At 66.0% G+C, this 22,976-nt stretch carries 22 protein-coding genes; 7 read left to right on the top strand and 15 right to left on the bottom strand.

All coding sequences use genetic code 11. The features are described from left to right. Positions 1–123 precede the first annotated feature (123 nt). Together der and ACW17U_RS08555 are read left to right on the top strand one after the other, a co-directional pair. Positions 124–1,896 (top strand): ribosome biogenesis GTPase Der, encoded by a 1,773-nt coding sequence (der, locus tag ACW17U_RS08560; RefSeq protein WP_492055536.1) that lies wholly within the window; start codon positions 124–126, stop codon positions 1,894–1,896. A 17-nt stretch (positions 1,897–1,913) separates the two neighbouring features. Further along, entirely contained in the window at positions 1,914–2,849 is a 936-nt protein-coding gene (locus ACW17U_RS08555) for an MBL fold metallo-hydrolase (protein WP_492055535.1), read from the top strand. A 31-nt stretch (positions 2,850–2,880) separates the two neighbouring features. Here ACW17U_RS08555 and ACW17U_RS08550 read toward each other — a convergent pair whose 3' ends face one another. The 12 genes from ACW17U_RS08550 to rpsF all read right to left on the bottom strand — a co-directional run bounded on the left by ACW17U_RS08550 (position 2,881) and on the right by rpsF (position 15,640). Next, positions 2,881–3,630, bottom strand: coding sequence for an SDR family NAD(P)-dependent oxidoreductase (locus ACW17U_RS08550; RefSeq protein WP_492055534.1), 750 nt, complete (start codon positions 3,628–3,630; stop codon positions 2,881–2,883). 8 nt (positions 3,631–3,638) lie between these two features. Further along, positions 3,639–4,586 (bottom strand): bile acid:sodium symporter family protein, encoded by a 948-nt coding sequence (locus ACW17U_RS08545; RefSeq protein WP_084746222.1) that lies wholly within the window; start codon positions 4,584–4,586, stop codon positions 3,639–3,641. Positions 4,587–4,661: 75 nt separating this feature from the next. After that, positions 4,662–6,161, bottom strand: a complete 1,500-nt coding sequence (gene purF, locus ACW17U_RS08540) for an amidophosphoribosyltransferase (protein ID WP_492055533.1) — start codon at positions 6,159–6,161, stop codon at positions 4,662–4,664. Further along, complete coding sequence (locus ACW17U_RS08535) at positions 6,158–6,775, bottom strand: CvpA family protein (protein ID WP_492055532.1); 618 nt, start codon at positions 6,773–6,775, stop codon at positions 6,158–6,160. The genes purF and ACW17U_RS08535 overlap by 4 nt, the downstream gene beginning before the upstream one ends. Beyond that, a complete protein-coding gene (gene radA / locus ACW17U_RS08530; RefSeq protein ID WP_492055531.1) occupies positions 6,772–8,154 on the bottom strand; it encodes a DNA repair protein RadA in 1,383 nt (460 codons plus the stop codon). Before radA ends, ACW17U_RS08535 begins: the two co-directional genes overlap by 4 nt. Positions 8,155–8,225: 71 nt before the next feature. Continuing rightward, positions 8,226–9,308, bottom strand: coding sequence for an alanine racemase (gene alr / locus ACW17U_RS08525; protein ID WP_492055530.1), 1,083 nt, complete (start codon positions 9,306–9,308; stop codon positions 8,226–8,228). Between the two features lie 62 nt (positions 9,309–9,370). Continuing rightward, entirely contained in the window at positions 9,371–10,060 is a 690-nt protein-coding gene (locus ACW17U_RS08520; protein WP_062146210.1) for a MarC family protein, read from the bottom strand. Between the two features lie 3 nt (positions 10,061–10,063). After that, entirely contained in the window at positions 10,064–11,584 is a 1,521-nt protein-coding gene (locus tag ACW17U_RS08515) for a replicative DNA helicase (protein WP_062146212.1), read from the bottom strand. Positions 11,585–11,738: 154 nt separating this feature from the next. Next, positions 11,739–14,168, bottom strand: coding sequence for a TonB-dependent receptor plug domain-containing protein (locus ACW17U_RS08510; protein ID WP_062146214.1), 2,430 nt, complete (start codon positions 14,166–14,168; stop codon positions 11,739–11,741). A 199-nt stretch (positions 14,169–14,367) separates the two neighbouring features. Continuing rightward, entirely contained in the window at positions 14,368–14,952 is a 585-nt protein-coding gene (gene rplI / locus ACW17U_RS08505) for a 50S ribosomal protein L9 (protein ID WP_062146216.1), read from the bottom strand. A 13-nt stretch (positions 14,953–14,965) separates the two neighbouring features. Continuing rightward, positions 14,966–15,238, bottom strand: a complete 273-nt coding sequence (rpsR, locus tag ACW17U_RS08500; protein WP_062146219.1) for a 30S ribosomal protein S18 — start codon at positions 15,236–15,238, stop codon at positions 14,966–14,968. Positions 15,239–15,253: 15 nt separating this feature from the next. Further along, positions 15,254–15,640 (bottom strand): 30S ribosomal protein S6, encoded by a 387-nt coding sequence (rpsF, locus tag ACW17U_RS08495; RefSeq protein ID WP_062146221.1) that lies wholly within the window; start codon positions 15,638–15,640, stop codon positions 15,254–15,256. A gap of 274 nt (positions 15,641–15,914) precedes the next feature. Between rpsF and ACW17U_RS08490 the strand changes: the two genes are divergently transcribed. After that, positions 15,915–16,580 carry a hypothetical protein gene (locus tag ACW17U_RS08490; protein WP_492055529.1) on the top strand — a complete coding sequence of 222 codons (666 nt, stop codon included), beginning with the start codon at positions 15,915–15,917 and terminating at the stop codon, positions 16,578–16,580. Here the strand turns inward: ACW17U_RS08490 and ACW17U_RS08485 are convergent. The 3 genes from ACW17U_RS08485 to ACW17U_RS08475 form a co-directional block, all read right to left on the bottom strand. Further along, positions 16,555–17,370, bottom strand: coding sequence for a sterol desaturase family protein (locus ACW17U_RS08485; RefSeq protein WP_492055528.1), 816 nt, complete (start codon positions 17,368–17,370; stop codon positions 16,555–16,557). The two genes, ACW17U_RS08490 and ACW17U_RS08485, sit on opposite strands and share 26 nt — an antisense overlap. A gap of 69 nt (positions 17,371–17,439) precedes the next feature. After that, positions 17,440–18,546 (bottom strand): helix-turn-helix domain-containing protein, encoded by a 1,107-nt coding sequence (locus ACW17U_RS08480; RefSeq protein WP_492055527.1) that lies wholly within the window; start codon positions 18,544–18,546, stop codon positions 17,440–17,442. Positions 18,547–18,646: 100 nt separating this feature from the next. Beyond that, complete coding sequence (locus ACW17U_RS08475) at positions 18,647–19,177, bottom strand: peroxiredoxin (protein ID WP_492055526.1); 531 nt, start codon at positions 19,175–19,177, stop codon at positions 18,647–18,649. A gap of 171 nt (positions 19,178–19,348) precedes the next feature. On the opposite strand from ACW17U_RS08475, the gene fabD reads away from it, so the two are divergent. The 4 genes from fabD (at position 19,349) to fabF (ending at position 22,922) form a co-directional block, all read left to right on the top strand. Beyond that, on the top strand, positions 19,349–20,293 hold the full coding sequence (fabD, locus tag ACW17U_RS08470) for an ACP S-malonyltransferase (protein ID WP_492055525.1): 945 nt from the start codon (positions 19,349–19,351) through the stop codon (positions 20,291–20,293). A gap of 22 nt (positions 20,294–20,315) precedes the next feature. Beyond that, positions 20,316–21,056 carry a 3-oxoacyl-[acyl-carrier-protein] reductase gene (gene fabG / locus ACW17U_RS08465; RefSeq protein WP_062146233.1) on the top strand — a complete coding sequence of 247 codons (741 nt, stop codon included), beginning with the start codon at positions 20,316–20,318 and terminating at the stop codon, positions 21,054–21,056. A 183-nt stretch (positions 21,057–21,239) separates the two neighbouring features. After that, positions 21,240–21,479 carry an acyl carrier protein gene (locus ACW17U_RS08460; protein ID WP_007672577.1) on the top strand — a complete coding sequence of 80 codons (240 nt, stop codon included), beginning with the start codon at positions 21,240–21,242 and terminating at the stop codon, positions 21,477–21,479. 162 nt (positions 21,480–21,641) lie between these two features. Next, on the top strand, positions 21,642–22,922 hold the full coding sequence (gene fabF / locus ACW17U_RS08455; RefSeq protein ID WP_062146235.1) for a beta-ketoacyl-ACP synthase II: 1,281 nt from the start codon (positions 21,642–21,644) through the stop codon (positions 22,920–22,922). Positions 22,923–22,976 lie beyond the last annotated feature (54 nt).

Below are 22,976 nucleotides of genomic sequence, written 5' to 3'. Positions count from 1 at the left end.
GTCTTCTGCGCCGGCCTCTTCGGCCCGGCGATCAATCTCCAGAGGTTCCCAAGCCCGGGTCGGCACAAGCCGACCCGGGTTGTCCGCTTTGCGGGAACCGGAAAAATCGACTACTGCACACCTATGCCATTGAAACTCGCTATCGTCGGCCGCCCCAATGTCGGCAAGTCCACGCTGTTCAATCGTCTCGCCGGCAAGAAGCTGGCGATTGTCGACGACCAGCCCGGGGTCACCCGTGACCGCCGCTACGCCTCGGGCCGCCTCGGCGACCTGGAACTGGAGCTGATCGACACCGCCGGCTTTGAGGACGTCTCGGACGAAAGCCTCGAGGCCCGCATGCGCCATCAGACCGAGCTGGCGGTCGAGGAAGCCGACGTCTCGCTGTTCATCTATGACGCCCGTGAGGGGGTGACCCCGTTGGACGAGGTCTTCGCCACCCTGCTGCGTCGCCGGGGCAAGCCGGTCATCATCGCCGCCAACAAGGCCGAGGGCAAAGCCGGCCAGTCGGGGATCGGCGAGGCCTACAAACTGGGCCTCGGCGAGCCGATCCCGATCTCGGGCGAGCATGGCGAAGGCATGGCCGAACTCTATGCGGCCATGTTGGAAGCCTTTCCGGAAGACCAGTATTCCGACGATGAGGACGATGACGACAAGCCCATCCGGCTGGCCATTGTCGGTCGTCCCAATGCCGGCAAGTCGACCTTGGTCAACCGCCTGATCGGCGAGCAGCGCCTCCTGACCGGCCCTGAAGCCGGGATCACCCGCGACTCCATTTCGGTCGACTGGGTCTGGGGCGACAAGAAGGTCCGGCTGGTTGATACGGCCGGCCTGCGCAAGAAGGCCAAGGTTCAGGAGAAGCTGGAAAAGCTCTCCACCCAGGACACGATCCGGGCCATCACCTTCGCCGAGGTGGTGCTTCTGGTCATGGATGCCACCCATCCGTTCGAGATCCAGGATCTGCAGATCGCTGACCTGACCGAGCGGGAAGGGCGGGCCCTGGTCTTCGTCCTGGCCAAGTGGGATCTGGTCGAAGACCCGGCCGCCCAGCTGGCGGCCTTCCGCGAACATGCCGAGCGTATGCTGCCCCAGGTGCGCGGCGCGCCGGTGGTGGCCCTGTCCGGCGAGACCGGCAAGGGCATTGAAAAGCTCATGCCGGCCGTGCTGAAGATCCACAAGGACTGGTCGACCAAGGTCAAGACCCGTGACCTGAACGACTGGCTGCAGATGGCCATGCAACGCCATCCACCGCCCGCCGTCAGCGGCAAGCGCGTCAAGCCCAAGTACATGGCCCAGACCAAGGCCCGCCCGCCGACCTTCGTGCTGTTCTCCAGCCGGGCCGACCAGATGCCGGATCACTATCGGCGCTATTTGATCAACTCCCTGCGGGAAAGCTTCGACCTGCCGGGGGTGCCGTTGCGCATCACCATCAAGTCCGGGGCCAATCCCTATGCCGATGGCGAGGCCAAGGGCCACAGCGGTCGCGGCAAGCGGGAGTTTGAACGCCGTGAGCGTGAGGAAGAGCGCATCCGCGCCTCACGCAACACCGTCAAGAAGTCCAAGCGCCTGGCCGACGAGGCCGCCGCGGCTGCGGCAGCCGAAGCCGGCCTGCCGACGCCCGAGAAGAAGCCGGTGAGGGGCCCCAAGCCCACCGTCAAGGCCGAGGCCAAGACCACCAGCGCGGCTGTCGCCACGCCTGCGGCCGAACCGGGCAAGGGCGCGGTCAAGTCGGTGAAGAAGCAGGGGCCGCGCGCCCAGAAGAAGGTCTCGAGCACGCCCAGCTACAAGGTCGGCTTCAAGGCTGCCGGCGGCAAGGCTGCGAGCGGTCCAAGGCGGCCGGTGGCCGGCTCCGGCATTGTTCGCGGCAACAAGGGCCCGGGGAAACCCAAGGGCAAATAGGGCTGGAGCCAAGGGTCATGCTTCTGGATCGCCGTCGGCTGCTGTCTCAGGGCGCAGCGCTTGGTGCTGCGGCCCTGTCGGCGGGATCCGGCCCGGCCCGGGCAACGACCGGGACCCGGCTGATCCTGCTGGGAACCGGCGGCGGCCCCACGCCCAAGAAGAACCGGTCGGCACCGGCCCAGGCTATCGTCGTCGACGGCGTGACCTATGTGATTGACTGCGGGGACGGTGTTGCGCGCCAGATCGTGGCGGCCGGCCTGAAGCTCGGGTCGATCCGCAACGTTTTCATTACCCATCACCATTCCGACCATAATGCCGACTACGGCAATCTGCTGCTGCTGGCCTGGGCGGCAGACCTGGATCATCGGGTGGACGCCTATGGTCCGCCACCCCTGGCGGCCATGACGCGGCAGGTCCTGGAACTGAACGGCTTCGACATCAAGACACGGATCGCCGACGAGGGGCGGCCGCCGCTGCGGCCCCTGATCCATCCGCATGAGATCACCAGGCCCGGCCTGGTCCTGCAGGACGACCGGGTGAGGGTGACGGCCGCCCTTGTGCGCCACCCGCCGGTCGCGCCGGCTTTTGCCTATCGTTTCGACACGGCTGATCGGTCCATCGTGATCTCGGGCGACACTGCCCCGTCGGAGGCGCTGGTCACGCTGGCCCGTGGCGCGGATGTGCTGGTCCATGAGGTCATGTACCTGCCAGCCCTGGAACAGCTCCTGGCCTCCGAACCCAATGCCGTTCGGCTCAAGGACCATTTGCTGGCCAGCCACACCACGACCGAGCAGGTGGGGCGGATCGCGACCCAGGCCGGGGTCAAGACCCTGGTGCTGTCGCATTTTGTCCCCGGTGGCTATCCGTTCCTCGACGACAGCGTCTGGCTGGACGCCGTGCGGCCGCATTTTTCCGGCGAGATCATCATCGGGCGAGACCTGCTGGAGATCTGATGAGCGGCCTTGTCGCGCTGCAGATCCGGGCTCAGCCGAGGCTGGCCGATTCCTGACCCCGCTCCTTGAACCGCGCCACGCCCCGGGGCGGGTCACGATCGGGGCGCACCAGATCGATGATATAGGGAACTATGCTTTCGGGGGCCGGGACGGTCATCGGATCCTCGCCCGGGAACGCGCCTGAGCGCATCTTTGTCCGCATGGCCCCAGGGTCGACGCAGAGGGCCCGAACCGGGGTATTCTCCATCTCGTCCGCATAGCAGTCGACAATGGCTTCCAGCCCGGCCTTGGAGGCCGCATAGCCGCCCCAGAAGGCGCGATGGCTCTTGGCCACGCTACTGGTCAGGAACAGGGCCCGTCCGGCGTCGGAGGCGCGCAGCAGGGGATCCATGGCCCGGATAAGGCGCCAGTTGGCCGTCAGGTTGGTGGCCATGATCATGTCCCAGCCCTTGGGATCCAGGTGGCCCACAGGGGTCAGGGCCCCCAGAACACCGGCGGCGCCGATCACGATATCGAGCTTGCCCCAGCGCTGGTGCAGGGCCGCGCCGAGGGCGTCGAGGCCGTCGGGCTCGCGCAGGTCCAGCGGCACAAGGGTGGCATGCTCCGCCGTCGCCGCAAAAATGGCGTCATCGAGCGCTTCGAGCGCCCCCTGGGTGCGACCAAGGGCGATGACATGGGCCCCAGCCTCGGCCAGTCCCAGGGCGATGGCGGCACCAATGCCCCGGGTTGCGCCGGTGACCAGGGCGATACGGCCCGCGAGCGGTTTTGCTGAAGAATCCATGGGGCGTTCTAGCGGCTGAGCGGCGCTTCTTGAAGCCCGTCCGTGGCGTCATCCGCCGGGCGTTGGGCATAGTGCTGGGCGATCACCGAGCAGGCCATCAGCTGGATCTGGTGAAAGATCATCAGCGGCAGGACCAGAACCCCGGCCGTGGCCCCGGGGAACAGGATGCCGGCCATGGGTACGCCGGTGGCCATGCTCTTCTTCGAGCCACAGAAGACGATGGCGATCTCGTCGGCCTTGGCAAAGCCCAGGGCCCGCGCGCCGAAGGTCGTGGCCAGCAGGATGACCGCCAAGAGAAGGCCGCAGACCCCGAGGAGCAGCAGAAGTTCGAGCGGTGTGACCCGCTTCCAGAGCCCGGCGACCACGGCGGCGCTGAAGGCCGAATAGACGACGAGCAGGATCGAGCCGCGATCCACATAGCCCACTAGCTGCTTGTGCTTCTCGATCCAGGCTCCGACCCAGGGCCTGGCCAATTGTCCAGCGATGAAGGGCAGGAGAAGCTGGACGACGATGTCCTGGATCGGTTTCCAGCCCGCTGTGCCGGCCTGCGCGTGCATCAGCAGGCTGACCAGAACCGGCGTCAGAAAAATGCCCAGCAGGTTCGAGGCCGAGGCGGCGCAGACGGCGGCCGCGACATTGCCTCGGGCGATGGAAGTGAAGGCGATCGAGGACTGCACTGTCGAGGGCAGGCAGGCCAGGAACACCAGGCCCGCCGCCAGGGTGGGCGACAGGATCCCGGTGCGGGCGGCCAGCAGGCCCAGAAGCGGGAAGAGCAGATAGGTGAAGGCCAGGATGGTCAGGTGAAGCCGCCAGTGGGTCACCCCGGCCACCACGGCCTCGCGGGACAGCTTGGCCCCATGCAGGAAGAACAGCAGGGCGATGGCCAGCTTGACCACCAGGCTCAGCCCGGCCGCGAGCTCGCCACGCACCGGCAGGACCGAGGCCAGCACCACCATGCCGAACAGCAGGACGATGTAGCCGTCGATCTTCAGCCTGGAGAGCAGGTTGGAAAGTCCGTTGAGCACGCCCGGTTACGCGCTGAGCAGCGACAGCTGCTTGTCATTGGCCTCGTTGCGGCCTTCGGCCACTTCGCGGTCGGTCAGGCGGGTGGGATAGTCGCCGGTGAAATAATGGTCGGTGAACTGCGGGGTCACCGGGTCGCGCGGGCCAGCTTCCAGGGCCTGATAAAGGCCGTCGACCGACAGGAAGCCGAGGCTGTCGACTTCCAGGAACCGCGCCATCTCTTCCAGCGACTTGTTGGCCGCCAGCAGCTGTTCGCGCTCGGGCATGTCGATGCCGTAGAAGTCCGGCCACTTGATCGGCGGGCTGGCCGAGCGGAGGTGGACCTCCTTGGCACCGGCCTCGCGGACCATGCGGACGATCTTCAGCGAGGTGGTGCCGCGGACGATGGAGTCGTCGATCAGCACAACGCGCTTGCCTTCCAGCACGGCCCGGTTGGGGCTGTGCTTCATGCGCACACCCAGTTCGCGCACGCCCTGGGTCGGCTGGATGAAGGTCCGGCCGACATAGTGGTTGCGGATGATGCCCAGATCGAACGGCAGGCCGCTCTGCTGGGCATAGCCGATGGCAGCCGGCACACCACTGTCAGGCACGGGCACGACCACATCGGCCTCGACCCCGGTCTCGATAGCCAGCCGCTGGCCCATGCGCTTGCGCACATCATAGACAAAGCGGCCGTTCACCACGCTGTCGGGGCGGGCGAAATAGACATATTCGAAGACGCAGGGCCGCGCGGCCAGGCTGCTGAACGGCTTCAGGGACTTCACGCCGGTATCGGAGATGATCACCATCTCGCCGTGCTCGATGTCGCGCACGAACCGGGCGCCGATCATGTCCAGGGCGCAGGTTTCCGAGGCCAGGATCGGCTGGCCGTCCAGGTCGCCCAGCACCAGCGGACGGATGCCCAGCGGATCGCGCACACCGATCATCTTCTTGTTGGTGATGGCGACCAGGGCGTAGCCGCCCTCGATCTGGGCCACGGCGTCGATGAAGCGGTCGACGATGCGGGCCTTCCGTGAGCGGGCGATCAGGTGAAGGATCACCTCGCTGTCGCTGGTCGACTGGAAGATCGCGCCTTCCTGCACCAGCCGTTCGCGTAGCGACAGGAAGTTGGTCAGGTTGCCGTTGTGGGCAATGGCCACGCCGCCGGTCTCGAGATCGGCGAACATCGGCTGGACATTGCGGATGCCGCTGCCACCGGCCGTGGAATAGCGGGTGTGACCGATGGCCATGCCGCCGGGCAGGCGCTCGACTAGGTCATTGCCGGTGAAGGCGTCACCGACATGGCCCATATGGCGCTCGGTATGAAAACGCTGGCCGTCGAAGGCGGCGATGCCGCAGGCTTCCTGACCTCGGTGCTGCAGGGCGTGCAGGCCAAGGGCGGCCACAGCGGCGGCGTCGCGAACGCCGAACACCCCGAACACGCCGCATTCGAGTCGCAGGGTGTCGTCCTCGGGATCACGCCAGGGCGCGGAGGAAAACCGGTCGGTCGACTGGCCGATAAAGCTCATCGCGATTTCTCCACCAGATCGTCGAGATCCTGACGCTGGTTCTGATCATAGTCGGTTTCGCCGGGCTTGCGGTCCGGCGGATTGTCGCTGGCCCCGCGTACCGCGCCTTCGATGGCCGGGGCAAGCTTGCCCGCCAGTTCGCTGCCTTTTGGCGCAAACACTCTCAGGACCTTCGCACTGGCCCCGGACAGGGGGTAGAAGATCGAGCGCTCGACCCAAGACGGCACGCGGTCGGGCGGTGTGGCCATGTGGAACAGCATGTTGAACACGCCCAGGATCACCAGGGCCCGCATCAGGCCGAAACCTGCGCCGACCGCACGGTCCAGAAGTCCCAGGGCACTTTCATGCAGACCGGCGGTGAGCCGGCCGCCGAGGAACCTCAGGACCACAAAGGCGGCCACGAACACGAAGAGCAGGGCGCAGGCCGTCGCGGCCCAGTCCGGGTCCATCAGGTCGCGGAAGATCGGGCCGCTGACGCGCAGGCTGAACAGGGCCAGGGCTGCGGCGAAAATGAAGGACAGGGCCGAGGTCAGTTCGCGCGACGCGCCCCGGGCAAAACCGACAGAGCACGAGGTGATCAGCAGCAGGCCAGCAATGATGTCGAAGGGCGTCACGTCAGCTGGCCCCAGATTTCGTCGCCGATCCGGCGCACCGCATCTGCCAGCCTGGCCACCCCGGCCACCGGCAAGGCTCCGCCACCGTCCGGAAGTCCCGAAAGCGGTCCGAGCGCCCGGCCAAAACCGAGTTTTGCGGCTTCCTTCAAACGCGTCTCCATCCGGCTCACAGGCCGCACCTCGCCCGACAGGCTGACCTCGCCGAACACGACGCAGTCCTGGGGCAGAGCGACATCCAAAGCCGATGAGGCCAGGGCGGCCGCCGCCGCGAGATCCGCCGCCGGTTCTGTAATGCGCAGGCCGCCAGCGACGTTCAGATAGACGTCCTTGTCGCCAAAACCAAGGCCGCAACGCGATTCAAGCACGGCCAGCACCATGGCCAGGCGTCCGGAGTCCCAGCCGACCACCGCCCGTCGGGGCGTTCCATAGGCAGAGGGTGAGACCAGGGCCTGGAATTCCACCAGGACCGGCCGGGACCCCTCGATTCCGGCAAAGACAGCGGCCCCCGCCGCGCGCTCCCCACCCTCATTGAGGAACAGGGCCGAGGGATTCTTGACCTCGCGCAGACCGACATCGCCCATTTCAAAGACCCCGATCTCGTCAGTGGCCCCAAAGCGGTTCTTGGCCCCGCGCAGGATGCGGAACGGGTAACCGCGCTCGCCCTCGAAGCTCAGCACGGCGTCGACAAGGTGTTCGACCACCCGCGGACCGGCAATCTGTCCGTCCTTGGTCACGTGACCCACCAACAGGATGGCGACCCCTTTCTTCTTGGCGAGCCGGACCAGTTCGGTGGCGCAGGCGCGAACCTGGGTCACGGTGCCCGGACCGGCTTCGTGGGCGTCGCTCCACATGGTCTGGATGGAGTCGATCACCACCAGGTCGAAACTGTCGCGCTTCAAGCCGTCGAGGATGTCGCGCAGACTGGTTTCCGCCGCCAGACTGACCGGCGACTTGGCCAGGCCCATGCGCTCGGCCCGCGACCGGATCTGCTCGACGGCCTCTTCACCCGAGATATAGGCGCAGGACACGCCCCGCGAGGCGGCATTGGCGCAGACCTGCAGCAACAGGGTGGACTTGCCGACCCCGGGATCGCCGCCGATCAGGATCGCTGAGCCCGGCACCACGCCACCACCGCAGACACGGTCGAACTCGTCGACTCCGGTGACGATGCGGGGCGGAGCGGGGGTGTCACTTTCCAGACCCTGAAACTGCAGGCCGCGCGTGCGCGTCGCCTTGGTGGACGACAGGGCCCCCGGTGGCCGTGCGCCCACTTCCTCGACCAGGCTGTTCCAGGCCTGGCAGGCCGGGCATTGGCCCGACCACTTGGTCTGGACCGCCCCGCAGGACTGGCAGGCATAGACGGCGCCGTCACGGGCCATGGAAGCTCCTGATTCTCGGATGGATGGAGCCTACAGGGTGATGGAGCCTTGCGCCAAAGCCGGACGTGGGATCAGAGGATCACCCGGTGGGCCCGGGGTGCGATCCGGGTCAGGAGTTCATAGGCCGTGGTCCCGGCCGCTGCTGCCGCGTCGTCGACGGACAGATCTGGGCCGATGATCTGCATCATGGCCCCCGGGCGGGCGGCGTCGCAGTCGGTGATGTCGACGGCGATCAGGTCCATGGATACCCGGCCCAGCATCGGGCGCCGCCGGCCGTCGAACCAGACCGCGCCTCGAGGATGAGCGGCGCGCGGAATGCCGTCGGCATAGCCGGCCGCCAGGATGGCGACCCGGGTATTGTCCGTTGCGGTGAAGGTCGCCCCGTAACCGATGCTCTCACCGCGCGGCACGTTGCGGGTCTGCAGGATCGGGGCTTCCAGGGTGACCACAGCCCTGATCCGTGGGTCGGGTCTGTCGTGCGGTCCGCCGCCATAGAGGCTGATCCCCGGCCGAACCTGATCGAAGGCATAGGCCTCGCCGAGGAAGACGCCTGCGGAATTGGCAAGGCTTCGGCGCGCCTGAGGAAACAGGGCCACGGCCTCGTGAAAGCGCTCCAGCTGCTTGGGGTTGAGGGGGTGGTCCGGCTCGTTGGCGCAGGCCAGGTGGCTGATGACCTGGGTCACCTCGACATGCTTGAGACGGTCCATAGCCGCGAGCAGAACCCGGACCTCTTCCAGGCGCAGGCCCAGACGGTTCATGCCGGTGTCGATATGCAGGCTGGCAGCCAGCCGGCCGCCGCGGGCCTGGCTGTTCCAGGCCTCGATCTGCGGAAGACTGTTCAGAACCGGCGTCAGGCGGGCCGCTACCAGGGCGTCGGCGGCCCCTGGCGTGACCCCGTCCAGGACATGGATCGTTGCGTCGCGATCGCCCAGGCTCCGGCGCAGGGCCAGGCCCTCGGAAAGCCGGGCTGTGTAGAAGCTGCGCGCGCCCTCGTTCCAAAGTCTGTCTGCGACCAGGGCCGCGCCGACACCGTAGGCATCCGCCTTGACCGCCGGAGCGACGTCCGCGCCCGAGGCCGCGGCCCTGAGCGCATGATAGTTCGCCGACAGGGCATCGAGATCGATCGTCAGGCGGGAGTCGGAAGGATCGGTCACGAGGGCTCTGGGGCAGGAAGGCGGCGCGTCTGGGCGTAGCGGAGCCCGTCAGGCTTTTCCAGCTAGAACGCGTTTGGGTGCGCGGCCAGGAACACCGAAACGAGGTTCTCGAAACCGGACGCCGTGATCTGCACGCCGATGCAGAGCAGCAGGAAGGCCACAAGCCGTGACAGGACCCGCGCCCCGGATTGTCCCAGCAGCCGGGTGACCCGGTCCGAGGCGCTGTAGAGCAGCCAGACCAGGGCCGCGACCCCGGCCGCCGCCAGGCTGGCCCCGACGAAGAAGCCGACGGCACTGCCTTCCGTCGGCCGCTGCGAGGACAGGGCTATGGCCACAGAGATCGAGCCCGGTCCGGTCGTGAACGGCATGGTCATCGGAAAGAAGGCGATGTCTTCCTGCAGGCGGACGGGGTCGGTGTCGCTGGTCTTGCGATCCTCCTGTTCCTGCGGGTCCATCAACAGGCCCCAAGCCCGGATGGCCACCACGAGTCCGCCTGCGACGCGCAGCGCGCCCAGGCTGACCCCGAAGAAGTTGAGGATGTAGCCGCCCAGCAGCAGGGAGCCGAACAGGACCAGGAAGGAATAGAAGCCGATGCTGCGGGCCAGCTTCTGGCGTTCCGCACGGCTGCGGCCGCCCATGGCCTGGTCGAAGATCAGCGAGGCTCCGACCGGATTGACGATCGAGAACAGGGCCGGAAAGGCCAGCAGAAAGGCCCCGATCAGGCTGGAGACGGGCAGGGGGCTGAAATCCACGGTCTACTCGTCGGAGGGGATGTTGCGCGCCTGGGCGAAATAGTGGTCGCGGGCGAGGTTGCCGAAGCGGGTTGTATCGCTGTTGAACGACAGGCGCACGGTTCCGATCGGGCCGTGACGCTGCTTGGCGATGATCACTTCGGCCAGGCCCTGCAGGCGATCCATGTCTTCCTGCCAGGTCAGGTGTTCAGGCGTGCCTTCGCGCGGCTCGGCGCGGCCGACATAGTAGCTTTCGCGATAGACGAACCAGACCATGTCGGCGTCCTGTTCGATCGAACCGGACTCCCGCAGGTCGGAAAGCTGGGGGCGCTTGTCTTCCCGTTGTTCGACCTGACGCGACAGCTGCGACAGGGCGATGACCGGGCAGCCCAGCTCCTTGGCCAGGGCCTTGAGGCCCATGGTGATCTGGCTGACCTCCTGGACGCGGTTGGCGTTGGAGCCCAGATCCGAGCCGGTGACCAGCTGCAGATAGTCGACGACGACGAGGTCCAGACCGACCTGGCGCTTCAGGCGGCGGGCCCGAGCGGTCAGCTTGGCGATAGAGAGACCGCCGGTGGCGTCGATATAGAGCGGCGCTTCCTGCAGCTCCATGGCGGCGTCGCGAACCCGGCCGAACTCCGAGGCGTCGATCTCGCCCTTGCGGAGCCGGTCACCGGAGACTCCCGAGGCGTCAGCGAGCATACGCAGGGCCAGCTGCTCGGCGCTCATTTCCAGCGAGTAGAAGGCGACGACCCCGCCCTGGACAGTCTTCTTGGTGCCGTCGGGCTGGATCTCATAGGCGTACTTGCGGGCGATATTGAAGGCGATGTTGGTGGCCAGGGCGGTCTTTCCCATCGACGGACGTCCGGCCAGGACCACGAGGTCGGAGGGGTGCAGACCGCCGATCTTCTGGTCGAGATCCACCAGATCGGTGGCCACGCCGGACATGCCGCCGTCGCGGCTATAGGCCTCGGCGGTCATTTCGACTGCGCCGCGCAGGGCCTCGCCGAAGGTCACGAAACCGGAAGAGGCCGTGCCACTTTCGGCCAGGGTGTAGAGCTGCTGCTCGGCGGCCTCGATCTGGTCGCGGGCCGGCCGGATCTCGTCGCCACCGCCATGGGCTGAGGTGGCGATTTCACCACCGATGCGGATCAGGTCGCGGCGCAGGGCCAGGTCGAAAACGGCGCGGGCATAGTCGCCGACATTGGCGGCCGGCGGTGCGCGGTCGACCAGGTCGGCCAGATAGCGCAGGCCGCCCAGCTCCTCGAACGCGGGGTCCTTCTTGAACTCGTCGGCCAGCAGGATCGGCTCGGCCAGCTGGCCTTTGCGGATATGGGTCTCGATCGACTGGAACAGCCGCTGGTGGAACGGCTCATAGAAATGGCGACCGTTCAGGGCATCGGTCAGGCGCTCATAGGCAGCGTTGTCATAGAGCAGGACGCCCAGCAGAGCCTGCTCGGCTTCGAGGTTGTGCGGAGCCACGGCGATGGTGACGTCCTGATAGGGCGGACGCAGGTCGAGAGCGGGGACGAGAGACATGGCCACAGGTTAACGCGCCGGTTTTCCGCATGCGCGCGTCGTCTCGACGCACGTCCAAGATGAACGGGGATGTTTTGTGTATGTTCTGCCCCGAAGGCTGCGCAAGAAAAAAGGCGCGGAGATCGCTCTCCGCGCCTTGTTCCCTAGACTGGAGCCGGGACTACCAGTTGACGCTGATACGGCTGTACAGGAAGCGCCCGTTGAAGCCGAAAGGCGAGAAGGACGTGAAGCTGGTGGCGTTGGTCGTATTGACCGTCACCGGCGTACGGTTGGGGTACTCATCGAACAGGTTGTTGGCACCGATGGCCAGGGTCACGTTGTCCGTGATGCCGTACCGCCCTTCAAGATCCACAACGGCCTTGTCGCCGGTCCGGACATCGAAGGCTCCCGTCGCGTCATTGTTGGGTGACAGGACCGTGCCGTAGAAGGTGGTCTTCAGGCTGGCACCCCAGCGGTCCTTGGTCCAGTCGCCGGCCAGGGTGACCTTGTGCTTGGGCGTGCCTTCTTCAAACGTCAGGACGTTGGCGCGGCCGAACAGGGTCGGGGGAACCGGCAGAGACGACAGGGTATTGGTCGTCGGGATCTTCGTGACGTCGGTTTCGTTGAAGTTCGCGGCGGCGGTCAGGTCGAAGACCCCGGCGTCATCCGCATTGAGGCGATACCGTGCAACGATGTCGATGCCCTGGGTCTCCGTCTCGACACCATTGATGAAGAACCGGGCGGCCGTGACGTTGAACGGCAGCAGCAGGTTGTTGATCGTTTGCTGGGTGGGGGTGCCCGTGGCGGAGCCCTGGATGTTTTCCGACAGCACGATGCGGTTGTCGATGTTGATCCGGTAGGCGTCGACGGTCACTTCGAACGCGCCCTTGTGGAACACGAGGCCCAGCGAAGTGTTGGTCGATTCTTCCGCTTCCAGCGGCTTGGAGCCGAGCACCTTGGCCACCGCGCTGGTGGCCGGGAAGGTGCCGACCTCGACCGGGGTCGAGACGCCGTTGATGATGATGAAATTGGTCGAGGTGGTGGTGAAGAACTGCTGCTGCAGGGCCGGAGCCCGGAAGCCGGTCGACACGGCACCGCGCACGGCGAGGCCTTCGGCGAGCTCGAAACGGGCGGCCAGCTTGCCCGTCGTCGTCGCGCCGAAGTCGGAATAGTCCTCATAGCGCAGGGCCACCGAAGCCGTGAAGCGCTCGGTCAGGCGGGATTCCAGGTCCAGATAGACGCCGACATTGTCGCGGTCCTTGGACAGCACATTCGACGGCTGGAAGCCCGGGAAGCCTTGTGCGCCGGCCGCTGAGGTCGTGATCGGACCGCGATTATAGGAGGCCGGCTCACCGGCGCGGATCGAATAGTCCTCCCAGCGTGCCTCGGCACCGAAGGCAACGTTCAGGGGCTCAAAGGCGCCGATATCGACACCGCGCGAGACGTCCAGGCCCACGACGGTCTGGTCATAGCTCATGCCGCCGGAGTTGAAGCTGGTCTTGCTGGCTGCGCCATAGGACGCGTTCGCAGACTTTTCGGTGCGGTAGTCGATCTCGTTCTTGCCGTAGGCGACATTGAGGTCGACCTTGAAACCGCCGAGGTCGCCACGCAGGCCGCCGGCGGCCGTCGTGTCGGTGATCTCGCTGGCGATGATGGGCAGATAGCCGTCGGGATAGATCGAGGCCACCGGCGTTTGGCGGGCATCGCCGACAATACGCGGGAAGGCCGCGCTGGCCCCCTCGCGAGCTTGGTAGCCCGCCCAGCCATAGGCATCCCAGCTCTCGCTGACCGGCAGGCCGGCATTGAAATAGATCGTCTTGTCGGTCACCTCGGCGTCGCCATAGCGCGAGGTCACGCGGGCGGGGGTCACGCGGACGTCGATATCGCCACGGCTGGTCGGATTACGATCGCGGTACTCTGCGGAAATGGTCAGGAAGCCTTCAGGACCCAGCGGCAGGCCCTGCCAGGCTTGCAGGGTCACGGTCTGGCCGTCTCTGGCGTCGCGGCCCTGGGTATTGCGGGCCGTCTTCACTTCACTGTTATAGCGGCCATAGGTGGCGACCACACCACCACCGCTACGGGCTTCGCGCAGGCGCAGATTGATGACGCCGGCGATGGCATCAGAGCCATACTGGGCCGACGCGCCGTCGCGCAGGACTTCAACCCGGCTCAGGGCAATGGTCGGAATGGCGTTGAGGTCGACCGCTGCCGAACCACGGCCGATCGAACCATTGACGTTCACAAGGGCCGTCGCGTGGCGACGGGTGCCATTGACCAGCACCAGCGTCTGATCGGGAGCCAGGCCGCGCAGGGTCGCGGGACGGATGTGGTCCGTACCGTCGGTAATGGCGGGGCGCGGGAAGTTGATCGAGGGCGCGAGGGTCGACAGGGACTGGGCCAGCTCGGTCGTGCCCGTGCGGGTCAGGGCCTTTTCGCTGACGACATCGACCGGCGCGATGGTGTCAAGGCGTGTGCGTCCCGCCGTGCGGGTGCCGGTAACGACCACCTGCTCTAGGTTGGCGGCATCTTGCGGCGGCGCGGACTGGGCCTGGGCCGAGCCGGCGATTGCGGCGGCCGAGGCTGCCGTAAACAGCAGAATTCGAAAGCTCATTTGCATTCCCCTCATGGTTACGCCGGGGCCGAGTTGATGATCGGTCTGTCCGGGTACGGAGGCTTAACGCCTCGTGAGAAGAACATGGGCGCACAAGCGTGCGCCTACAAGTTCAACATTTCTTTGTTGCACCGCAGAAAAAAACGGCGCGGATTGCTCCGCGCCGTTTCTCGATAAATCACAGATCCTTGGAAAAGGATCAGGACTCGTAGTGATCGCCTTCGAACGAACCGGCGCCACCGGCGGCCATGTCCGAGGCCGCTTCGGCGTCAGCCGCGCGGTCTTCTTCGAATTGAGCGGCGATGACGTTTTCGCCGCGCGCCTGGCGCTCGGCTTCGTCGGCGCTGCGCGCGATGTTGAGGGTGACCGTGACGGTCACTTCAGCATGCAGCTTCACCTTCACTTCGTGAACGCCCAGGGTCTTGATCGGCTTGTCGAGGACGATCATCGAGCGATCGACCTTGCCGCCTTCAGCCTTGATGGCATCAGCGACGTCACGACCCGCGACCGAACCGTACAGCTGGCCGCTTTCGCCAGCTTGACGGATCATGACGTACTGGGTGCCGTCGAGGGTCTCGCCGACAGCGCCGGCGGCTTCGCGGTTCTTCACGTTACGCACTTCGATTTCAGCGCGCTGAACTTCGAAGGACTTCAGGTTGGCGGCGTTGGCACGCAGGGCCTTGTGACGCGGCAGCAGGAAGTTACGGGCGAAGCCGTCCTTCACGGTGACCACGTCGCCGAGGGTGCCAGTGCCTTCAACGCGTTCGAGCAGAATGACTTTCATCGTGGTGTCTCCCTTACTTCACGACGTAGGGGAGCAGAGCCAGGAAGCGGGCGCGCTTGATGGCCTTGGCCAGTTCGCGTTGCTTCTTGGCCGACACCGCGGTGATGCGCGACGGAACGATCTTGCCGCGCTCGGAAACGTAGCGCTGCAGGAGCTTGACGTCCTTGTAGTCGATCTTCGGCGCGCCGGCGCCCGAGAACGGGCAAACCTTGCGGCGACGGAAGAACGGGCGGCGGGCGCCGCCGGCAGCGGGCGCGCCGGCTTCGGGAGCAGTGGTATCGGTCATGATCTCTCTTCTCCCTTACGCGGCGGCGAAGTCGTCGCGCGGACGATCCGAACGCTCGGGGCGCTCGCTGCGTTCGCGGTCGCGACGGGCCAGAACCGGCGACAGTTCCAGGTCCAGCTCTTCCACGCGGATGGTCATGAAGCGCAGAACGTCTTCATTGATCAGCAGCTGGCGCTCGACTTCCTTGACCGCCGGCGCCGGAGCGTCGATGGCGAGCAGGGAATAGTGGCCCTTGCGGTTCTTCTTGATGCGATAGGTGAGGTTACGCAGGCCCCAGTATTCGATCTTGGCGATGTGACCGCCGCCTTCTTCGATCAGGGCTTTGATTTGCTCGTTCAGAGCTTCGGCCTGTTGCGGCGAGATATCCTGCCGCGCGATGACCACGTGTTCGTAGAACGCCATGTTTTCCTTCTTCCGGCTTGGAGGGCGGCGCGGCTGACGGCGGAAGTCCGACAACCACGATGGTTCCTGAGCGCCGAGCGGGAAATCCCGTACCCGTGAGGGCTGCGCCAAAGACCGCCATCCGTGAGAACGCGCGCTACTACAGGAGACGGGCCCGGAACGCAAGAATGCATCGCCATCGCGACGGCCCTGGCCCACACACCGTCGCGGCGGAAGGGGCAGTTACGGAGGAGCCTGATCTTGCCGCAAGGGCAGGTTGTGCTAGACAGCAAGCATGATGTCTAGCGCTGTCATGAGCGCCCTCGGGGGCCTTGCGCTGGCGGTGAGCCTTGTCGGGCCGACCGCCGCCCAGGCGATTCAAAAGCCCGATCTTTCGGTTTCGGCCCATGACGGTCGCTTCACCGGCTATTCGGCCGCCCTGCCTGTAGACCTTTCCACCGACACCGAGTCCGCCAGGGTGACCGCCAGGATTGCCGGTACTCTGGAACGGCCGACCTATGACCTGGACCTCAATCTGAACCGCAAGCTGGATGCCGAGCACTTCGGCAAGCGGTCTCTGGCGCTGGGGGCCTCCTGGAACGATCGCGAGGCCCGCCTCCGGTCGTCGGTGTCCAAGATGTTCGGCTTCGGCCTGCTGCCGCGCGCCAACTATGTCAGCCTGTCGATGGACATGAACGCGGCCCAGCCCATTGCCGTCCCCGGCCAGATCCCGGTGGCGCGGGCCAATGTCCGCTCGGCCCTGACCCTGGACGGCAAGCCGATCGGTTCGATCGCGGTCGGCGGCGGGTCGATGGGCGACGAGGGGGTTGATGTCAGCGTCACCCGGCCCTTCGAAATCCCGGCCGAGTTCACGGTCAGCCTGCGTGGAGCCGCCACCCAGGATGCATGGCGGCTCCAGGACAGTCGCCTGATGGTCAGGCTGGTGAAGGCCAGCTGGTAGTCTCGCCCGAAGCCCGGCCCTTGCGGCGGGTAGCCTCGGCGAACCGTGCCAGATAGTCCGGATGCTCTGTGCCCATCCAGCGGTCCCACCACGTGAAGTAGAGACCGTAATTGTAGCCTGCCTGGGCGTGGTGCAGATCGTGGTGCGTTACAGTGGTCACCCAGGGAAGTAGAGGGCGACCGTCCTTGCGGGCCGGGAACAGCTCGTAGCCGCTGTGGCCAATCGTATTGCGGGCGATCTGGTGCAGGACATAGAGGCCAACCACCGGCCACTGGGTCGGCACGATCATCATCCAGACCGGCACGAACAGTGCCGCGATCACTGCCTCGCCCAGGTCGAAACTGTAGGCGGTGAAGGGCGAAGGGTTGTTGGAGCGGTGATGCCGCCGGTGGAAGGTCCGGAACAGGCGACGGTCATGGATCAGCCGGTGGGTCCAGTAGAACCAGGCGTCATGGGCCACGATCATCAGGACCAGGCTGATCCAGAACCACACCGGGCCCAGGTCGCGGGCGACATGGGGGCCGGGCATCCAGCCGGCGCGAAACAGGCTGAAGCTGAGAAGACCCACGGTCGAAAAGATCATGACCGAGCGGATCGAGATCAGAAACTCCAGCACCAGCTGGCGACCTGGGGGATGGGTCTCGCGGATCTTGCGGGCGGCCAGGGGCCTGGCCAGCACCACCCAGAGGGTCAGCCAGACGCCGACGGAAAAAATGGCATAACGCAGGACGTCGGCCTGGGCCGCCTGTAGCCAGTTGTGGAGAAAAGGTTGGATGGTCTCGAAGCTCATGGGGCGTCCTCGCGGTTGGTGTCGCCAGGACGTCTGACCGTTTGATCGCGGTCGCGCCGAAACCTGAAATCAGGCCGACTTGTTTGAATTCGGGGCGGTTTCACCGGTTTCAACCAAGCGCAGCCGCGGTGCCCCGGCGCAGGCCTGCTGGCGCCAGGCCGAGGGGGTCGCGCCGGTTTCCGCCCGGAAGGCGCGATTGAAGGGGCCCAGAGATGCAAAGCCAAGCTCATAAGCGATGGCGGACACGGACTTCAGTGCCAGTTCGGGATCTGCGAGGGCGATCTTGGCGGCGGCAATACGCCGGCTGTTGACGTAGTCGGCGAAGTTACGATGGCCCAGCATGCCGTTGATCAGCTTGCGCAGCCTGTGCTCCGGTGCGCCCACCAGGGCGGCCAGGGCCCCGATGGACAGATCCTCGCCCCGCCAGACCTCGTCCTGCGTCATGGCCCGTTCCAGCCGAACCAGGACCAAACGATCGGCCGGGCTGAGGGCCAGGGATTCCCGGGGGGCGTCTGACAGAGTCTGGCCGGTTCCGGTCGGCTGTTCGACCAGGAGGGGCTCGACCCGGAGCAGGGCCAGTCCCGCACCCAGTCCCAGACCGGCCAAAAGGAAGGCTTGCACCAGGGAGGCGTCAAGGGCCCGTACCGCCGCCGGCCAGCCCAGATCACAGGCCGCCTGAATCAGGACATAGCCGGCGGCCGCCGCGGCCAGCGGGGCTCTCAGGCGGCGGCGCTGGTCCACCAGATCATCACGCCAGCCGCGCCAGGCGACCATCAGGACGTGGACGACGATGGCGGCTGAAAAGATCGAAAAGGCCTTCCAGATCCAGACGCAGACGTCGGGCGGGGAGACGACGGCCGCCAGCCAGAACCCGAAGGCCACCAGGATCGGCAGCCACCGCCAGGGCCTGGGGACCGGAGCATCCTCGAACAGTCCGATGGCAAACAGCCAGAACACGCCGGTCCCCGTCACGGACAGGGCCCAGATCAGCTTGGAAGGATGTCGATCACCAGACCAGCCGTCGATTACATGGGCGATCGCGCAAACGAAGAAGAGGGCGCCGATCCAGCGCATCGGGGCCAGTTTGCGGCTGGCGGCCAGGGCCAGGCCGGTGGCGGCGAAAGCGCCGATGGCCATGCCGCGGGCGACGGCTTCAAGCAGATCGGGGTTGGTCATGTCCGATCCTCGCGCCTGACCGCCCGAGCCTCAAGCCGGCCGGCTGGTCGAAATCGAAAAGGGCTGGTCGCAAACTGGACCAGCCCCAAGATCGGTCCGACTATTTGGCCTTGTAGGCCTTCACTGCATCCATGGTCTTGCTGACATGGCCGGCGAAATTTCCGTCGGTGTAGGCCATCAGGATATTGCCGTCCGGCGCGATGACATAGGACGTCCGATTGGACCAGGTGTCCTTGACCGGCAGGGCGACGTCATAGCTCTTGATCAGGGCCGGCGAGGCGGCCGCCACGGCGAACTTGTCGCGACAGTGCTCCTTGGAGAAGTCCTTGATGCGGTCGACATTGCCGCCGGTGACGCCGATCACGGTGGCACCCAGCTTCTCGAAATCCGGGGTGGCTTCGGCGAATTCGTGGGCCTCGGCCGTGCAGCCCGACGTGTAGGCGGCCGGGAAGAAGTACAGCACCACCGGCCCCTTCTTGAGGGCCTTGGACAGGGTGAAGCTGAAGTCCTTGCCGGCCAGGGCGGCAGGCGCTGTGAAATCCGGAGCCTTGGCCCCGGGCTTCAGGGCGGCCAGGGCAGGGGATGCAGCGAGCACGGCAATGGCCGCGAGGCCTGCGGTCAGGCGGTTCATAGGAGACTCCACGGTTTTCGTGCCCGAGTTACGGTGCGCCCGGCAATTTGGACGCCTGAAGATGGAATACAAGCCATGGTCGGAAAAGCCCCGCACTTGCCGGGCCGGAGCCTTTCCCCTAACCCTCCGCCCCCAGGAACCGCATGAATCTCTAGAACGGAGCGGGCTTTCATGAGCATCGCCTTCATTTTCCCCGGTCAGGGCAGCCAGGCCGTCGGCATGGGCACTGATCTCGCCGAGGCCTTTGCCGCCGCCCGCGAGGTGTTTCAGGAAGTCGACGACGCCCTGGGCCAGAAGCTTTTTGCCCTGATGAAGGAGGGTCCCGAGAGCGACCTGACCCTCACCGAGAACGCCCAGCCGGCCCTGATGGCCGTCAGCCTCGCGGTCAGCCGTGTGCTGGAAAAGGAGTTCGGCATCGGGATTGATCGCGCCGCCTTTGTGGCGGGCCATTCGCTGGGCGAATACTCGGCCCTCGCGGCGGCAGGGGCCATTACCCTGGCGGATACGGCGCGGCTGCTGAAGCTGCGCGGCCAGGCCATGCAGCGCGCCGTGCCGGTGGGCGAGGGGGCCATGGCCTCCCTGATCGGTCCGAAGACCGATCTCGCCCTGGCCGAGGCCGCCGCAGCGGCCGGCTCCGAGGTCGGTGTCTGCGTTGTCGCCAATGACAATAACAACGGCAATGTCGTGATCTCCGGTGACAAGGCTGCGGTCGACAAGGCCATCGAGAAGGCCAAGGAACTGGGCGCGCGGGCCATTCCGCTGAACGTCTCGGCTCCTTTCCACTGTCCGCTGATGCAGCCGGCGGCCGACGAGATGGCGGAGGCCCTCGCGGGCACCACGATCGTTTCGCCGCGTGCGCCCCTGGTGGCCAATATCACTGCGGGTCCCGTCCACGATCCCGACATCATTCGGGGCCTGCTGGTCGAGCAGGTCACCGGCCGGGTGCGCTGGCGCGAGAGCATGATCTGGCTGGCCGGCGAGGGCGGGGTTACGCGCTTCGCCGAGGCCGGGACCGGCAAGGTGCTGTCGGGCATGGCCAAGCGTATCGCGCCGGATTCCGAGGCGACGCCGCTCAACAGCCCGGCCGACCTCGAAGCTTTCGCGAAATCGCTCTAACGACTCCGAACGGAGAACCATCATGTTTGATCTTACCGGCAAGACCGCTCTCGTCACGGGTGCCACCGGCGGCATCGGCGGGGCCATCGCCCGGGCGCTGCATGCCCAGGGTGCCCATGTCGTGCTCTCGGGCACCCGCGAATCAGCCCTGACCGAGCTGAAGGCCCAGCTCGGCGAGCGCGCCTCTTTCGTGGTCGCCAATCTCTCTGACGCCGAGGCCGTCGACGGCCTGGTCGCCAAGGCCGAGGAGGCCGCCGGCGCGCCGCTCGACATCGTCATCGCCAATGCCGGCATCACCCGCGACGGCCTGATCGTGCGGATGAAGGACGAGGACTGGGACACCGTCATCAAGGTCAATCTGGAGGGCTATTTCCGACTGGCCCGCGCCGCCGCCAAGGGCATGATGAAGCGCCGCTCCGGCCGGATCATCGGCATCACTTCGGTGGTCGGAGTCACCGGCAATGCGGGCCAGACCAACTATGCGGCCTCCAAGGCCGGAATGATCGGGTTTTCCAAGGCCCTGGCCCAGGAACTGGCCAGCCGCAATGTCACCGTCAACTGCGTGGCACCCGGCTTTATCGCCAGCCCGATGACCGACGCCCTGACCGATGCCCAGAAGGCCGGTATCCTGTCGGGAATTCCGGCGGGCCGCCTGGGCGAGGGCGACGATATCGCCGCCGCCTGTGTCTATCTCGCCAGCCAGGAAGGTGCCTACGTCACGGGCCAGACCTTGCATGTCAACGGCGGCATGGCGATGATCTAGCCGCCACTGCCTGGCTCGGGTTCTTTGTGTTCGCAAAGACCCGGGCGGCACGTATCTTCGCTGGTGACCCGCTGGTCACCCGAAAAAGAACGTGATAGGCGGAGGCCGACAATTCCCGTCAATGGCGAGGCTTCGGCCGAAATCGTTGGCGGACAACAGATTCAAAACTGAGGGACTAACAGAATGTCCGACATTCTCGAGCGCGTGCGTAAGATCGTCATCGAGCATCTGGATGCCGATCCCGAGAAGGTCACCGAGAAGGCCAGCTTCATCGATGACCTGGGCGCCGACAGCCTCGACAACGTCGAGTTGGTGATGGCGTTCGAAGAAGAGTTCGACATCGAAATTCCGGACGACGCCGCTGAGCACATCCAGACGGTTGGCGACGCCGTGAAGTTCATCACGGAAAAGACCGGCGCCTAAGGGCCCCGTTCGCCTCTTGCGAACAAGTCTTCAACCGCCGCGCAGCACGGGCTCTTGCCATCGTGCGCGCGGCGGTTTTCGTATGTGGCCAGGATTCGCGCCGCGCGGGCCGACGGGTTCGCCCGTCTCTCCGGTGGCGCGCGAGAAGGTTGGGAGTGATCCATGCGTAGAGTTGTTGTCACCGGACTGGGACTGCTGACCCCCCTGGGTCATGGCGTTGACGTGTCCTGGAAGAACATTCTCGCCGGCAAGTCGGGTGCGAATCGCATTTCGGCGTTCGACCCGACCGACTATGCCTGCAAGGTGGCCTGCGAGGTTCCGCGCGTCGACGGCCGTGGTGGTGGCGGTCCGGACGTGGAAGGGGCCTTCAATCCCGACCTGACCATGAGCCCGCGTGATCAGAAGCGGGTCGACGATTTCATCCTCTATGGCATCGCCGCCGCAGATGAGGCCGTGAAGGATTCGGGCTGGGTCCCGGAGACCGAAGACGACCGCTACCGCACCGGCGTGATCCTGGGATCCGGGATCGGCGGTCTGTCGACCATCGCCGATACGGCCCTGGAGCTTGAGGCCAAGGGGCCGCGCAAGATCAGCCCGTTCTTTATCTCCTCTGCCCTGATCAACCTGATCTCGGGCCAGGTTTCGATCCGCTATGGCTTCAAGGGCCCCAACCACTCGGTGGTGACGGCCTGCGCCACGGGGGCCCATGCCATCGGCGACGCGGCCCGCCTGATCAAGTACGGCGATGCCGACGTGATGGTGGCCGGCGGGGCCGAGGCGGCCGTCTGCAAGGTCGGCATTGCCGGCTTCATCGCCTGTCGCGCCGTCTCGACCGATTTCAACGACACGCCGGAAAAGGCCTCGCGGCCCTATGACCAGGATCGCGACGGCTTCGTGATGGGCGAGGGCGCCGGTGCCATGGTGCTGGAAGAGTACGAACACGCCAAGGCGCGCGGGGCCAAGATCTATGCCGAGGTCGTCGGCTATGGCCTGTCGGGCGACGCCTATCACATCACGGCCCCGTCCGAAGACGGCGACGGCGGCTTCCGGGCCCTCTCGGCGGCCGTGAAGGATGCCGGCCTGCAGCCTTCCGACATCGACTATGTCAATGCCCACGGCACCTCGACCATGGCCGACGGCATCGAGGCCAAGGCTGTTGAACGCTTCCTCGGCGATCACGCCAGCAACGTCGTGATGTCCTCGACCAAGTCGATGACCGGTCACCTGCTGGGCGCTGCGGGTGCCATCGAAGGCATCTTCTCGGTGCTGGCCATCCGCGACCAGATCGCGCCGCCGACGATCAATCTCGACAACCCGAATGTCGACGTGGCCATGAACCTGGCCCCCAACAAGGCCGTTCCGATGAAGATCGATGTCGCCGTCTCCAACAGCTTCGGTTTTGGCGGCACCAATGCCTCCATCGTGTTCCGTAAAGTCTCGTGAGCCGTAAAGCCGCCTCGCCGCGTCGGCCCGGCAAGCCCGAGACCGCCCCGATCG

The organism is Caulobacter sp. AVps16 (assembly GCF_058681455.1).
Note: the sequence above shows the minus strand (reverse complement) of the source record. Positions and strands in the feature narration are given on the sequence as shown.